The organism is Citrobacter sp. KTE151 (assembly GCF_000398845.1).
GTDB classification, from domain to species: Bacteria; Pseudomonadota; Gammaproteobacteria; order Enterobacterales; family Enterobacteriaceae; genus Citrobacter; species Citrobacter braakii.
The window spans coordinates 384,056-399,316 of record NZ_KB976059.1; the positions used below are offsets into that span (position 1 = coordinate 384,056).

General features: G+C 52.5%; 14 protein-coding genes. 5 read left to right on the plus strand and 9 right to left on the minus strand.

Annotation, left to right across the window (positions count from 1 at the left end):
- The first annotated feature begins 190 nt into the window (after positions 1-190).
- Positions 191-1,852 (plus strand): methyl-accepting chemotaxis protein, encoded by a 1,662-nt coding sequence (gene tsr, locus WC7_RS22425; protein WP_016151579.1) that lies wholly within the window; start codon positions 191-193, stop codon positions 1,850-1,852.
- 39 nt (positions 1,853-1,891) lie between these two features.
- On the opposite strand, the gene WC7_RS22420 is transcribed toward tsr, so the two are convergent.
- The 3 genes from WC7_RS22420 to WC7_RS22410 form a co-directional block, all read right to left on the minus strand.
- The gene (locus WC7_RS22420) at positions 1,892-2,407 is read right to left on the minus strand and encodes a GNAT family N-acetyltransferase (protein WP_016151580.1); all 516 of its coding nucleotides are present in this window, start codon (positions 2,405-2,407) and stop codon (positions 1,892-1,894) included.
- Between the two features lie 52 nt (positions 2,408-2,459).
- The gene (locus WC7_RS22415) at positions 2,460-3,821 is read right to left on the minus strand and encodes an MFS transporter (RefSeq protein ID WP_016151581.1); all 1,362 of its coding nucleotides are present in this window, start codon (positions 3,819-3,821) and stop codon (positions 2,460-2,462) included.
- A gap of 212 nt (positions 3,822-4,033) precedes the next feature.
- Positions 4,034-4,948: a GntR family transcriptional regulator gene (locus WC7_RS22410; protein ID WP_016151582.1), complete on the minus strand. Its 915-nt coding sequence runs from the start codon at positions 4,946-4,948 to the stop codon at positions 4,034-4,036.
- Between the two features lie 137 nt (positions 4,949-5,085).
- Here WC7_RS22410 and WC7_RS22405 point away from each other — a divergent pair, with 137 nt between their 5' ends.
- Both WC7_RS22405 and WC7_RS22400 read left to right on the plus strand, forming a co-directional pair.
- Complete coding sequence (locus WC7_RS22405; RefSeq protein ID WP_016151583.1) at positions 5,086-6,108, plus strand: zinc-binding alcohol dehydrogenase family protein; 1,023 nt, start codon at positions 5,086-5,088, stop codon at positions 6,106-6,108.
- Positions 6,109-6,121: 13 nt separating this feature from the next.
- Complete coding sequence (locus WC7_RS22400; protein WP_016151584.1) at positions 6,122-7,567, plus strand: tagaturonate reductase; 1,446 nt, start codon at positions 6,122-6,124, stop codon at positions 7,565-7,567.
- 105 nt (positions 7,568-7,672) lie between these two features.
- Here WC7_RS22400 and opgB read toward each other — a convergent pair whose 3' ends face one another.
- The 6 genes from opgB to WC7_RS22370 form a co-directional block, all read right to left on the minus strand.
- On the minus strand, positions 7,673-9,964 hold the full coding sequence (gene opgB, locus WC7_RS22395) for a phosphatidylglycerol--membrane-oligosaccharide glycerophosphotransferase (RefSeq protein ID WP_016151585.1): 2,292 nt from the start codon (positions 9,962-9,964) through the stop codon (positions 7,673-7,675).
- Between the two features lie 230 nt (positions 9,965-10,194).
- Complete coding sequence (locus WC7_RS22390; RefSeq protein WP_016151586.1) at positions 10,195-10,686, minus strand: YjjA family protein; 492 nt, start codon at positions 10,684-10,686, stop codon at positions 10,195-10,197.
- 70 nt (positions 10,687-10,756) lie between these two features.
- The gene (dnaC, locus tag WC7_RS22385; protein WP_016151587.1) at positions 10,757-11,494 is read right to left on the minus strand and encodes a replicative helicase loader DnaC; all 738 of its coding nucleotides are present in this window, start codon (positions 11,492-11,494) and stop codon (positions 10,757-10,759) included.
- A 2-nt stretch (positions 11,495-11,496) separates the two neighbouring features.
- Entirely contained in the window at positions 11,497-12,036 is a 540-nt protein-coding gene (gene dnaT, locus WC7_RS22380) for a primosomal protein DnaT (protein ID WP_016151588.1), read from the minus strand.
- Between the two features lie 123 nt (positions 12,037-12,159).
- A complete protein-coding gene (locus tag WC7_RS22375; protein WP_016151589.1) occupies positions 12,160-12,633 on the minus strand; it encodes a threonine/serine exporter in 474 nt (157 codons plus the stop codon).
- Positions 12,624-13,400, minus strand: a complete 777-nt coding sequence (locus WC7_RS22370) for a threonine/serine exporter family protein (protein WP_016151590.1) — start codon at positions 13,398-13,400, stop codon at positions 12,624-12,626. The genes WC7_RS22375 and WC7_RS22370 overlap by 10 nt, the downstream gene beginning before the upstream one ends.
- A 458-nt stretch (positions 13,401-13,858) precedes the next feature.
- On the opposite strand from WC7_RS22370, the gene WC7_RS22365 reads away from it, so the two are divergent.
- Positions 13,859-14,584 carry a helix-turn-helix transcriptional regulator gene (locus WC7_RS22365; RefSeq protein WP_016151591.1) on the plus strand — a complete coding sequence of 242 codons (726 nt, stop codon included), beginning with the start codon at positions 13,859-13,861 and terminating at the stop codon, positions 14,582-14,584.
- On the plus strand, positions 14,545-15,222 hold the full coding sequence (gene bglJ, locus WC7_RS22360) for a DNA-binding transcriptional activator BglJ (RefSeq protein ID WP_016151592.1): 678 nt from the start codon (positions 14,545-14,547) through the stop codon (positions 15,220-15,222). Before WC7_RS22365 ends, bglJ begins: the two co-directional genes overlap by 40 nt.
- Positions 15,223-15,261: the final 39 nt, after the last annotated feature.

The following is a 15,261-nucleotide window of genomic DNA, read 5'->3' on the forward strand; positions in this document are numbered from 1 at the left end:
GAAGCATCCTTTTCTTAAAAAACGGGAATCCTACACCTAAGGCGCAACAGAACGACAAATTTTTTGCGTAATTTGTCATAGGGAACGGGATTTAATGTGAAAACGATAATTCTGTGGCAATTGCTGACACCATAAAGTTTTCTCTTTCCAGGCCGAAAACCAGAGTATCTGTCTAGCGGAAAGAGAAAACATGTTAAAACGAATGAAGATTGTTACCAGCTTACTGCTGGTATTGGCGCTATTTGGCCTTTTACAGCTCGCCTCCGGCGGCTTGTTTTTTAACTCACTTAAGAATGACAAAGAGAACTTTACCGTTCTGCAAACCATTCGCCAGCAGCAGTCTGCGCTTAACGCCACCTGGGTTGAGCTGCTGCAAACGCGTAATACCCTGAACCGGGCGGGTATTCGCTACATGATGGATCAGAGCAATATCGGCAGCGGTGCGACCGTTGCTGAGCTGATGCAGGTAGCCAGCACGGCGCTGAAATTGACGGAAAAAAACTGGGCGATTTACGAATCGCTCCCGCGCGATCCGCGTCAAAGTGAAGCCGCGTTCCAGGAGATCAACCGCACCTATGACATCTATCACGGCGCGCTGGCGGAGCTGATCCAGTTACTGGGTGACGGGAAGATCAATGCTTTCTTTGATCAACCCACGCAGAGCTATCAGGATGGTTTTGAGAAGACATACATCAACTACATGCAGCAGAACGATCACCTGTATGACATTGCGGTAGCAGATAACAACAGCTCTTACAGTCAGGCTATGTGGGTACTGGTCTGTGTACTGATTACCGTACTGGCGGCAATTATTGCGGTCTGGTTCGGCATCAAACTGACTCTTATCTCCCCAATGAACCGTCTGATCGACAGCATTCGTCATATCGCCAGCGGCGACCTGGTGAAGCGTATTGAGGTGGAAGGCTCCAACGAGATTGGCCAACTGGCGGAAAGTCTGCGTCATATGCAGGGTGAGCTGATGAACACCGTGGGTGATGTGCGTAACGGTGCCAACGCGATTTATAGCGGGGCCAGCGAGATTGCGATGGGCAACAACGATCTCTCCTCGCGTACCGAGCAGCAGGCTGCATCTCTGGAAGAAACCGCAGCCAGCATGGAACAGCTGACGGCGACCGTGAAGCAGAACGCCGAAAACGCGCGTCAGGCCAGCCATCTGGCCCTGAGCGCTTCTGAAACCGCGCAGAAAGGCGGCAAAGTGGTGGATAACGTGGTGCAAACCATGCGCGACATCGCTTCCAGTTCGCAGAAAATCGCCGACATTATCAGCGTCATCGACGGCATAGCCTTCCAGACCAACATTCTGGCACTCAACGCCGCGGTAGAAGCTGCGCGTGCGGGCGAGCAGGGCCGTGGTTTTGCGGTGGTTGCGGGTGAAGTTCGTAACCTGGCCCAGCGTAGTGCGCAGGCCGCGCGCGAGATCAAGAGCCTGATTGAAGATTCGGTCAGCCGTGTGGATGTGGGTTCAACGCTGGTAGAAAGTGCTGGTGAAACCATGGATGAGATCGTCAATGCGGTAACCCGCGTGACCGATATCATGGGTGAAATCGCCTCTGCTTCTGATGAACAGAGCCGCGGTATCGACCAGGTCGGTCTGGCCGTTGCTGAGATGGATCGTGTGACGCAGCAGAACGCCTCGCTGGTGGAAGAATCCGCCGCCGCCGCTGCGGCGCTGGAAGAGCAGGCCAGCCGTCTGACCCAGGCCGTTGCCGTGTTCCGTATTCAGCATGACCAACAGCGCGCGCGTGACGTTGCTGCCGCTAAACCAGTTTCAACGGTCCAGCCGCGTAAAGCTGCGGTAACGGATGCTGGGGATAACTGGGAAACGTTCTAAGTTGGTAATGCCCGATAAGGCGTAGCCGCCCGCGGGCAATTAACGCAGCATCAGGCGCATGGCGCAGCGTAGTTCGTACGTCTGCCCGTGCGCCGCTTCGTCTTCTCTTTTCTGGCGCAGCAGTGCAGGAAGCGTCTCGTCAGCCAGCATTTCAAACCCCAATCGTGCGTACAATGGCGCATTCCACGGCACATCGCGAAAGGTGGTCAGCGTGAGCGATGTATAACCTTTCTCGCGCGCCTGTTCGGCAACATAGCCAATCAATCTGCGACCAATACCTTTTCCCTGCCACTCCAGATGCAGTGAAAGTTCAGCAATATACAGCGATGACCCCAGCGTTTCGGCAACTAAAAAACCGACCGGATGCTCGTCGACCTGCGCCAGCCAGCTCATGCCAGCGGCGACAAATGCCCGATGCTGGTCAGCCGATATAGTCTGGTCGTCAGCAATCCACGCCAGTTCGGGGATGAGTAAAAAACGTTGCCCCGCAGATCGTTCGATGGCGGGAAGAGCGGCAGTTTCTGCCAGAGTGGTGGAGCGTAAGGTGATGTTCATTTGTCGAGCATAACATGCCCGATAAGCGCGGTGTTATCGGGCATCATGAGGATTAATCTTTACGCGGATCGCTGATGGGTTGGCGCACCAGGAAGATGTAGGCGAGGGCTCCCACCATGGTGACGCAGCCACAAATGATCAGCGCCAGACGGAAAGAGTTGGTGGTATCAACAATAAATCCGGTGACGATTGGTGCAAACGACGCGCAGATAAAGCTGGCAAAGTTCTGGATACTGCCCACGGAGGCGGTCATGCGTGAGGCGACGGCTACGTGGATCAGGCCCCAGCACGAGGTGCCGGCGAAGTGGATACAGAACAGCGCCATACCGATCAGTAAGACGGCGGCCATCGACGTTGTGGCCTGCGGCACGATGAAAGTGAAGGCCGCAGAACAGAACATCCCGGCGATAATACAAATCTTACGGCTCTTAATCGGTGCCATACCGCCTTTCACCAGCCAGTCGGTAACAAAACCGTTAATTAACATGCCGGCTGCGCCAAACAGGAATGGGATCGCCGCCATTAATCCGGTGCTTTTTAAATCCAGGTTGTAGGAGGTTTGCAGGTAGCCTGGCAGCCATGCCAGATATAACCATGCGGTGTAGTTGATGCCGCTAAAGCCCAGCATCATGCCCCACATAGTGCGGTTGCGGAACAGGCTGCGCCATTCGGCAAAGCTCAGCGGATCGCGGCGGGCATTGACGCTACCGGCGTTCAGATACGCTTGTTCAGTAGCGCTCAGCGCAATCTGCTCGCGGTTGCGATACAACATGTACCAGCCGATGGCGAGGAAAATACCCAGCACGCCGATGGTAATAAACATCCAACGCCAGCCCATCACCAGCATCATGGCAGCCAGAATCGGCGGGCTAATGGCAACACCGATGGTGGAAGCGGCGTTGAATAACCCCATTGGGCGACCGCGCTCTTTGATGTTAAACCAGTCGTTGATGACCTTTACGCCGCACGGGTTCATGGGCGCTTCGCCGATCCCCATCCCGATACGCACGAGAACAAACTGAGTGAAGCTGTGAACCATGCCAGACATCGCCTGAAACAGCGACCAGAAGAACATCCCCAGCCCCAGCATAATGCGCGGACCTTTGCGATCCAGCAGCGGGCCGCAGGGCAGCTGTGCAATACCGTAAGCGAGAGAAAACACTGACAGCAGTACGCCGATTTGCGTGGCGCTCAGCCCCAGTTCTTCACGAATCGTTAAGTTGGCGACCGACAGTGAACTGCGGTCGAGATAATTAATCACCGCAGCAAAAAATAATAAAATCATTGCTGTGGTCTGAATACGTTTTATTCGGCTACTGCGTTGCACCATGCCCTCAGGCGGAACGTTAATATCCGCAGATGACGACGCGCCAAACGAAGAACTCGGGTCGAGGGTAATATTATTTTTTTCCACGCCGGACTCCTGAACCTCAATAATTTATTTTCACACAGCCGGGCTGTGCAGTATTGAAAAAATACCAGTGATGAATCAATTTGCTCATCACCGCTCACAAAAGTTTTTAATGCAGTCGACTTAGCGTGAGCATAGGCAAGCGGTATTTTTCCGGCGTTTTTATTTTTATAAAATCGTGCTCCCGGTAATGGTTTGCTGTTTTTTATCGGTACTTAATGAGCGGCGCTATGGCTTTGGTTGATGGAGCGAATCATCGATTGTTTGGCTGAATTCAAATGGTTACAGAGCGCCAGGGTGGCATCCAGGTCGCTGCGGCAAATCAGTGCGCTGAGGATGGTCATATGCTCATCAATGGCAATGATATTGCGCTGCTTGAGGTCGCTTTCATCCCACTGATAATGAAAGTGGAAAATCACGGAGATGATTTCAAGTGATTGATTAAAAAATATATTATCTGCTGCGGAGAGGAGTAAAGCATGAAACTCACGGTCTAACTGCGAGAACATACGAAAGCTGCTGCCGATGCTGTCGCGCAGGACCCGGTGGCGCTCCAGCAGTGTTTTAGCCTGCAGCCAGCGCGGGTCATCGTCGGGCAGATTGAGAAAATGCTGCAGGGAATGGGTTTCCAGCATCTCTCTGAGTTCAAACAGCTGTTCCGCATAGGCCTGATCGAACTGCTTCATGCTCCAATGGCCGCGTTTTTCGTTTTTGATCAGATTGTAACGTTCGAATTTTAAAAGATATTCTCTCACCACCACCGGGCTGACCCCTGCAGCTCTGGCAAGCTGTAGTTCGGAGAAACTCTCGCCTGCGCGTAGCTGACGCTGGTTGATCATGGTGAAAAAAGCCTGCTCAAAAATCCGGTTTTGCTCAGTCATGGAGGCGGTGGTACAGGCAAAACCGTCGTCATGGTCGGGTTTACGTACGATGACATAGTGGCTGCCGACCTGGGTCAGCACGCCGCACTCGCCTAAGTGGCTCAGCATATGGCGCACGGTGGTGCGGCTGATGTTGTACATCTCCGCCAGCGCGCTTTGCGACGGGAGGGGGGAAGGGATATGACCACGCGCCATATCATCGATTATCTGGTTAATCACATTGTGGCGTAAGTTCTGTGAACGGCTCATGGCTTCTCCTTTTTGCGTATTAAAACCCGATTTAAAACATTTTTATGCGCTGGGATTCACAGATTGTGTTTCTGCTTTCTCCGGCTTTTTTATTTTCGTTGATATCTGAGGCAACAAAAAAACAGGAGAGCAGAATCATGTCTACGATGAATACGTTGATTTGCCAGGAACCTAAAAAATTAGTCTGGAAAGAGTGTGAAATACCTATTCCGGGTGAGGGTGAAGCATTAATAAAAATTAAATCAGTCGGGATTTGCGGTACCGATATTCATGCCTGGGGCGGCAATCAGCCATTTTTCAGCTATCCACGTGTGCTGGGTCATGAAATATGTGGGGAAATTGTTGGGCTGGGCAAAAATATACAGAATTTGAAAAATGGTCAGCAGGTGGCGGTTATTCCTTACGTGGCCTGCCAGCAGTGTCCGGCCTGTCTGAGCGGGCGCACTAACTGCTGCGAGAAGATTTCGGTGATTGGCGTGCATCAGGATGGCGGCTTCAGCGAATACCTGTCCGTACCGGTCACCAACCTGTTGGATGCGCAGGGAATTGATCCGCAGGCGGCGGCGCTGATTGAGCCTTATGCCATTAGCGCGCATGCGGTACGCCGGGCGGCGGTGGCTCCGGGTGAGCAGGTGCTGGTGGTCGGTGCCGGTCCGATTGGTCTGGGCGCGGCGGCGATTGCCAAAGCCGATGGCGCACAGGTGGTGGTCGCCGATACCAGTCCGGCTCGCCGGGAGCATGTGGTTTCCCGGTTGGGGCTCCCGGTTATCGATCCGTCTGCTGAAGATTTTGATGCGCAACTGCGTGACCAGTTTGGCGGTTCGCTGGCGCAAAAGGTCATTGATGCCACGGGCAATCAGCATGCGATGAACAACACGGTGAATTTGATTCGCCATGGCGGCAGCATTGTTTTCGTTGGGTTATTCAAAGGCGATTTGCAGTTCTCCGATCCGGAGTTCCACAAGAAAGAGACCACCATGATGGGCAGTCGCAACGCCACACCGGAAGATTTTGCCAAAGTGGGCCGCCTGATGTCGGAAGGCAAACTGACCGCCGACATGATGCTCACGCACCGTTACGCGTTTGCCACACTGGCAGAAATCTACGAACGGGATGTGATTAACAACCGTGAGCTGATTAAAGGCGTGATCACGTTCTGAGAGGGGAAATGCGATGAAGACATTGAATCGACGTGATTTTCCGGGAGCCAGTTACCCAACGCGCGTGATCCAGTTTGGTGAAGGGAATTTCCTGCGGGCGTTTGTCGACTGGCAACTGGATATCCTCAACGAGCAAACCTTTTTGAACGCTGGCGTGACCATCGTTCGCCCGATCAATAGCGATTTTCCACCGTCGCTGAATACCCAGGACGGGCTGTATACCACGCTTATTCGCGGGCTAAACGCGCAGGGCGAAGCGGTGAGCGAGGCGCGGCTGATCCGTTCGGTGAATAACGAAATCAATCCGTATCAGGACTTCGCGGCGTATCTGGCGCTGGCCCACAATGCGGATATTCGCTTTGTGTTTTCGAATACCACCGAAGCCGGAATTAGCTATCACGCGGCAGACCGGGTCGATGATGCGCCGCCGGTAAGCTTTCCGGCTAAACTGACACGTCTGCTGCTGGAGCGTTTTAATCATTTTGAGGGAGCAGTGGATAAGGGGTGGGTCATTATCCCGTGCGAGCTTATCGACTATAACGGCGAGGCGCTCAAAACGCTGGTACTGCAGTATGCGCAGGAGTGGCAGCTTCCCCCGGCGTTTACCGACTGGGTGGCGACGGCAAACACCTTCTGTTCCACGCTGGTCGACCGCATTGTCACCGGCTACCCGCGAGAAGAAGCCGCCGCGCTGGAAGCTACGCTTGGCTATCACGATGCGTTTCTCGATACCGCGGAGCATTTTTACCTGTTTGTGATTCAGGGGCCGCAGTGGCTGGCCGAGGAGCTGAAGCTGGCGCAGTGCCCGCTGAACATTCGGGTAGTGAGCGATATCAAACCGTACAAAGAGCGTAAGGTCGCCATTCTCAATGGCGCGCATACGGCGTTGGTGCCGGTGGCCTGGCTGTGTGGCCTGGAGACCGTCGGCGAAGCGATGCAGGATGCCGATGTCCGCCATTTTGTCGAGCGGGCGATTAGCGAGGAAATTATACCGGTATTGGATCTCCCGGCGGATGAACTGCGTGAATTTGCCGACGCGGTGAGCGGGCGTTTTCAAAACCCCTACATCCGTCACCAGTTGCTTTCCATTGCGCTTAACGGGATGACCAAATTCCGTACCCGAATTTTGCCGCAACTGCTGGCGGGCCAGCAAAATGGGCGCTGGCCCGTGCGGTTAACGTTCGCCCTCGCGGCGCTGCTGGCGTTTTATCGCGCAGAGCGGGAGGGAGAACGCTATCCGATACAGGATGATGAGCAGTGGGTTAGCCTGTATGCCAGTCTGTGGCCGCGAGTTGGCAAAGATTTAACGCTGCGTGAACTGGTGGATACTGTGCTCGGCGATGCGGCGCACTGGGGTAAAGATTTGACGTTGCTGCCCGGGCTTGCCGGGCAGGTGACGGCAAACCTGGAAATGATTCTGGTGCAGGGTATGCGCCAGGCAGTGAAAAGTCTGGAATAAAGTTGCCATGCAGCGCCCGGTGTGGTGTTGGGCGCTGTTTTTTTTCAGACAATAAATGCGGCTGGCTGTAAGGCTGATAAGCGAAGCGCCAGCAGCCATTTCATGTTACGAGCCCTGAGCGACCACTTTGATTTCAACCATCCCGATCCCCAGCTTACGCGGCGAGTGGCCGAGAATATTGCCCTCGTTAGTGGCGACCGGATCGGGTGGGACAATCACCAGCGTATCGGCATCCGCCGGGTTATCAAAATGCAAGGTAGTGGTGGTGACATCATGGCCTAACACCAGCGTCTGTTCCTCGTGGCCAACGCGCACGGGAATAGGGCGATTGGCGTTGTCGCCGAAGGCTTTCGCTGTAATGACCAGATCGAATTTCTTCGGCAGCGGGGCCTTGTACTCGATGGTCACCTCTTTGCTGAGCTGCGCATTGGACCAGCGTCCCCAGGATTCGGGGCGTGAAATGCCGCTAAACTGTTTAACCTCTTCCGGCGCGCCCGCCACGTTGAAGACGAAGCTGTCGGCTTTGTAGCGAATGTCGTTATCGACAATTTTCAGCGTATCAACGTTACCTTTGTAGCGCTCCATGTCGATCACCGTGTCTTTAAACACGGTTTTACTTTTCCATTTGGCTTTGTCGACGTGCTGCACGATTTGCTGTCCGCCTAACTGGCCTTGCGATACGCACCAGTCGGTGGAGAGCGCCAGCTCCGGGGCCCATAGCTGCGCCATTTTGTAGCAGCGATCAACCCAGACAAAGTTATCTCGCGGCGCGAAATCTGCCAGTTGGAAGCGCAGCGGGGCCGAGTATTCGCTTTCCGGCAGCGGCTCGACGCGTTTGTCCGATACGCGCAGCAACAACGGCAGGCGGAAATGGCTGCCGGAGAAAGAGATCATGTTTTTGTTCTGGTCGACGGTGAACTCTTTCATCTCTTTCGGGAAATTCCACAGGCGGATGATATCGGGCTTCCACGCCAGCATTTTTTCTTTGATGTTCAGGAACACTTCAGACACGGATTCGCTCGACAAACTGCTGCGGCCAAGACCGATAAAGTTATCGCCACCGAGAATATCCAGTACCGTTGCCCCGTTATCCATCGTGTTACGCTTCACCGCCAGCGTGTCCTGCTGTGGCTGGTCGCCGCGCAGCACGAAGAACAGGTTGTTGCGATCCTGCTTGTTCAGATACTTCCATGCGGTGTTGTTCATCGCCAGATGATCGGAAGAAACCACGATAACGGTATCTTTGAACCACGGTGAGGCTTTGATCTTATTGATAAATTCGGCAATGTTTTCCTGGCTGCAGCTGACCGCGCTGAAGGATTGGTTGGCCTTCCCGTCGATGTCATAACGTTTACGGTTGCAGCTACGTGAGATAAATCCATCTGGATGATGGGTATCCACAGTCAGCGTAAACAGTGAAAAGCGCTGGCCCGAACGTGAAAGCTCTTCGAATTTTTTCCATGCTTCATCCAGCACGGTATCGTCGTAGAAGCCCCAGTCGTTGCGATAGGCTGGGTCCGCAACCACGCTTTTTAACTCTTCCGCACCGTAGAGATGATCAAAACCGTGAGATTTCAGGAACACGTCTTTGCCGGCAAAGCGCAGGTTGGCTCCCTGCACAAAGTAGTTTTGATAGCCGGAGTTTTTCAGGATATCGCCCAGACAGATATTGTTGGGGAAGAAGCTGGAGACCGACGCCGAGGCGTTGCCTTCAAACGGCGCAAACAGCGGAATACCGCACTGGGAGGCGACCATGCCAGCGATGGTGTAATCGGTACCCGGCAGTTGCATGGTATTGCTGAAATCCAGACCTTCGTTTTTCAACGCACCGAGTTCCGGGGTCAGATCCGGGAACGCGTCGTTGTTAAAATAGGTGCGCTCGAGGCTTTCGCCATAGATATAAACCAGGTTCAGCTTCGGGTTGGGAATCGTTTTTGACGGCTCTTTATAATAGGTTGGGAAATCCGGATCGCCATCGCGCGACTGCGACTTTACCAGTTCGGTTATCTGGTGAAACGCCGGGCTGGCATCTACGGAGGCCAGCGCCAGCAGCAGGGCCAGCAGGCTGTAACCCACATGATGCGGATGATGGCGACGGCGGCGCAGAATCCAGCCGAGAGCGACAAAAACGGTCGTCAGCGCCAGCGCAATCCCGACGCCAGGTAAGATATATTTTCCAATTCCCGCGCCGGTCAGGCTGTTGGTCAGCGTGTACAGAACCGCGTCATTGATACCGTCGCCGGTGAAATAGTCACTGGCATACAGCGTGATATTCAAGACAATAAAAATCCCCAGCACCGTTAACGTGGCAGCAAACCACCAGGTATTGCGACCCGCTTTCCAGGCGTAAATCAGCACTGAAGCGAGAAACAGAGTGATGGAGATGAGTTCTGACAACGATCGATCCTCAGTAAACCGGGCAAACGCCAGGCAGGCTAATGATTTTGGGAAAGCACAATGTAATAGCGATGTTGCATTGCTGCAATTGTAGTGACATTAAATTACGTTGTTATTCAGAATTGGTTTAGATATGCGTGTTTTTTGCGGGGGATTTACTGATTATTTGACGTGTGAATTTTATGGGGCGCAGGTTGATGCCGCGCAGGGTATACGCGGCATGTCGTACGTCAGGAAATGAAGTTCATTCCCTGTTTTAACACCAGATCGCAGGCCTTGGTTTTTACCTGCTTCGCCAGCGAGCTGTTGCCAATTGTGTTCAGGTCCAGTTGTTGACCATCTTTGGCGTTGAGTAGACCCTGAATGCCGTCCATATAGTTGGTGTCTTGTTTCTGCTCCGGAGCGCTGAGGCCCAGTTTATCCAGCACCTGGTTTTTGACGTTCTGCGTGTCGGTGACCGAGGCCAGTTTCTGTTTTGCGCAATATTCCAGGATCCCAGCGGCGTTATTCATGCTGCTGGAGGTCAGCGACTGATTGCTGCCATTCAGTAGACTGGTCAGGGAAGAGAGCGACGAGCCGCCCTGCGAGCCGGAGCTTTGTTTGCTCAGTTCGCTGGCCGCGCTGGAGAGCGAATCCTGCCAGGAGGCGGCGAAAACGCTGGTCGAGATGAGCGTGCTGGCGGCAAGCGCACAGCACAGCAGACGTTTGGTTGTTTTCATCATTATATGCAACTCGTGTTATGCCTTTTCAGCGCAGTATAGCGCCGGCAGTCTTAGGAGTGGTCCTAATACGTTAATACTCTTTACCGGTTACCCGACAACGGTAGCTTTCCCAGTTAAAAATCACCCACAGGCTGTTGCCAAGGCGCATACGGTCCATTACCCGCTCGCCCAGTAGTTTGTTCATTTCATCCATATTGCTGTTGGTCAACATACCGGTCGGGCGTTTTGAAGACGAGCGGCGATCGACGATCTGGTTGATGATCACTTTTTCATAGCGGGATTCGGTCTGCACGCCGATTTCGTCGATCACCAGCAAATCGACATTGCTGAGATCGTTGAGTAGCTGTTCTTCGCTGGTTTCACGGTTGCTGAAGGTATCTTTCATGGCTGACATAATGTCCGCAACGGTGATAATCAGCACCGACTTGCCGCGCAGCAGCAGTTCGTTGCAGATAGCGGCGGCCAGATGGTTTTTGCCGGTGCCGGGCTTGCCAGAGAAAATAAAGCTGGCGATGTTGCCGTCAAACTCTTCAACGTACTGGCGAGCTTTGCTCAGGGCGTTCATCTGACCTTCGCATTCCACCCGATAGTTATCGAACGAACAGTTCTGATGCAGTGGACGAATACCGGAACGGTTGAATGTGCGCTGCATTTTCATGGCCCGGTTTTCACGGGCCAGCGCTGCGGCGCGAATTTCACCTTGCTCTTTTTGCCATGCCAGCAGCTCCTCGCCCGTTTTAAAGGCTGGCTCGACATTAGCCGGCATCATTTTTTGCAGACGTTTCATCAGGTCGCCAACGTTTTTCATCGTTATCCTCTAAAACCCGGTGGAATATGGTTGTCAGGCTCGCTGACACTGTTCACATCGCGCTTCGGCATTCCGCCATTGCTGGCCCGGCCAATCTGGATGCTGCGTGCCAGTTTTTGCTGCCACTGAATATGGTGAAAGACTTTGCCTTCGGCCTGCCAGTAGGCGACAAATGAGGCCAGTTCCTCGGCGGTGACCGGTTCTCTTAACGCCACGCCCCACAGGGCGGCCTGGCGCTGAAAGTCGGCATCGGGCTGCCAGTCAGCGTACATCGCAAATTTCCCCATTGGCACGACAACAGGAGCGGTTTGCGGCTCTTCATAAAATTGTGCATCCAGCGTCACATCGCTTCCCGGGCGTGACAGCTTCTCTTCAAGCGCCAACAACTCGGCCAGTCGTGCAGGCGTCACCGCGTAAAATGCTGGCGCGTTATTGGCGAATACGGCTACGGCGCCGCCCGCAGACCTGGCCAGCACCGTATGGTGATCGTGTAGTAAGGCGTCAATGCTAGTGACGTCCGGTGTCAAAATTTTGCTGGGCATAATGTTTCTCAATACTGAACAACAACCGAGAAGGGGACTGCTTTTATAGTAACACAGAGAAGAAGGAGAGCAGCAGAAGAGGGGGCGATTCCCCTCTCTGCGAGGAGCTAACAAAGCGTGCCGCTAAACGCGCGGGCGTTTGCGATACAGCCATAATCCCGGTACGGATAGCCCGATGGAGAGCGCTCCGACAATCGATGAGGCTTTCAGGAAATTGGTCAACAGCGTGATCATCAGCGCTTCGCTGTAACCAAAATGGCCGATTTTTACCGCTGAGATCATGGCGGTATAGGCAGAGATCCCAGGGAACATGGGGATTACTGCCGCAACGGTGAAGACTTTCGGATGCGCCAGATACCAGCGTGACCACTGGATCCCAATGCAGCCCACCAGTAGCGACGCCATAAAGGTTGACCATTCGATATTAAACCCTGCGCTCATCATCACCATTCGTGAACCATGGCCGAGAGCGCCGAGTAACGCGCACCAGGGGAGCGCCCGATGTGGTACGTTAAATACCATGGCAAAACCAAGCGCCGGAATCGCCGACAGGATCATGTCCTGCATTAGCGCCAAAATGAAATCGATCACGCCCATCCGCGCAGCCCCCATAAGGTCATCGACATGACTACGCCAATGCAGGTCGCCAGCGTCAGCAGACTGGCAATAGCCCAGCGAGCGAGCCCAGTATTAATGTGTCCCTTAAACATATCCGCGACGGAGTTGATCAACGGAAAACCCGGAACCAACAGCAGCACGCTGGCGGCCATGGCGATGGTTGGAGTGTGGTTAAACGTCGGCAACGTTAGCAGCAGACCAGAAATCGAGGTTGCCACAAACGCAGTAATGCAGAAGTTGATTTGCGGGTGCAAATGCCGGGACGCCAGAATCTGGCGAATATACATTGCCACCATACTGGCGAAAAAGGTGATCACCGCGCCATCCCATCCGCCATTATTGAGTTTACAAAAGCAGGCGCAGGACAAGCCGACCATAAAGGCGACCAACCATCTTGGATAGCGCAGCGGCTTAATCTGGCTAAAGCGTTTCTCAACGCCTTTAACATCCAGCAGTTTGTGTTCCGCCAGAATAACGATGTGCTGCACCTCCGTCACGACGTGCATGTTAATTCCGCGATCCTGATTTTTTCGCGTTGAAGTCAGGCACTGCCCGTCTTTAATGGTGGTCAGGACGATGGCGTGAGAGGAGATAGCGCTTTCTACGCTATCCATGCCAAGCGCCAGCCCGAGGCGGGTGGATAGCTCGTCAACCAGCGCACTTTCTGCCCCATGCTGAAGTAAAAAAAGACCGCATTGAATACATAACCGTGTAACCGTTCGCTGTGACGACTGCTCTGTTTGCATGACTCGCTCTGACTGAAAAGGATCTCTTTGCGTGGCGGATGTCTTCTTTTTATCATGAAGCATGATCCTGTTGGCTCTGGCTAAGATCAATCTTTGCGTCGAAAAAAGATGCAGATCTTACGTCTGATGCGTTTGCACACCTCACTTGCTTATCAATAAAGACAGCGCTTATGAAAATGTAGTGTTATTTATCAGGATGGAAAATACGTAAGCAACGCTAACGATCTATTGTAGTTCTTTTAATTGTACAAAGAGTGTATTCATGAGTAATTATTGGCATGATGGTTCAATAGTTTGATGCTACTGGGATTGTAGCGGTATAACTTTGTTTATAAATAAAAGCCAAGGATAAACAATTCACCTCGTCTATTGTTTAGGGTTTCCTGTTAATTAATATTTTTAATTTATCAGGGGATTTTTAATAAGTGCGAATACGGACTGGTGAATGTGGAGAAGATATGTTGCCAGGACGCTGCAAAAACGCAATTATTATTAGTAAATTACCGATCGTACAAACCGGACTTAAAGGTGTAATGCAGGGGCAGTTCGCTGATTATGAACTTACCTATTGTCGCTCCGTCGAAGAATTGACGTTGCTGCAGCTGCGTTGTGCTGATTTGGTGATTGCTGATTTATCCGGAGACTGTAATCATCCACGTTCAGTCTGCGAACAGTATTATTCTTTATTATCTCAATACCGCGATATTCACTGGGTATTTCTCGTTTCTCGTGTTTTTTATCCGCTAGCCATTGAATTGCTGATGTGTCCTGTCAGTTCGCTGTTATCTGATGCCGAGACGATTGAAAGTTTGGTGAATGTTATTCACGCAGGAAATAGCCGTGCCGAGAGAATTAGCAAGTCGCTGCTCTCTCCGCCCGTGATGCCAGAATTAGCAGACCATAGCGCCCGCTCAATTGTACTTACCCTCTCGGAGAGGAAAGTGCTGAGACTCCTGGGAAAAGGTTGGGGAATTAATCAGATTGCGACATTGCTGAAGAAAAGCAATAAAACAATCAGCGCCCAAAAGAACAGTGCTATGCGCCGCTTGTCGATACATAGCAATGCAGAAATGTACGCCTGGATAAACAGTTCTCAAGGATCGCGAGAATTGAATTTACCTTCAGTTTATGGAGAAACCACGGAATGGAAAGCCGAAGCATCAAAAGAAACGTTGCGCTGGTAGAGAAGTGCGCGATGAGTAGCGTCGGTATTAAGAGCCTGTTTAATACCATGCCGGATAACCAATACGAACTTCATATCTTTTCGAGCCAGCCTGCATTTAGTCAGGCGATGTTAAAAACGTCGTTTTCGGCGGTTATTTTCTCCCTCTCGGCAATCAGAACCGATCGCAGGGCCGGGTTAGCTTATCTGACGGAACTGGCGGTAAATTTTCCGCGTATTCGCCGGGTGGTGATTGCTGATGATGACGCTGAAGCACGATTAATCGGCTCTTTGTCACCTTTGCCGTTAGATGGCGTTGTGAGCAAATCTTCTTCATTAACGGTACTACAGGACGCGTTATTTACAGTATTGAACGGTCCCAACCGGGGAACCGAAGGTTTTAAAAACCATTGGTATATCAATCAAAGCCGTATGCTCAGTCCAACAGAACGAGAAATACTGCGCTTTATGTCGAATGGCTATTCAATGCCGCAGATCGCTGCTCAGTTAGAGAGGAATATTAAAACCATTCGGGCACATAAATTTAATGTGATGTCCAAGCTGGGCGTGAGCTCAGATGCCGGACTGCTGGATGCTGCAGATATCCTGCTGTACCTGCGTGCAGGTGAACCTGCACCTTTTCTACAGGCGGCTTCTTAACGGGTAATGTTAGATCGTTTCGTGCCGGGTTTCGTTATC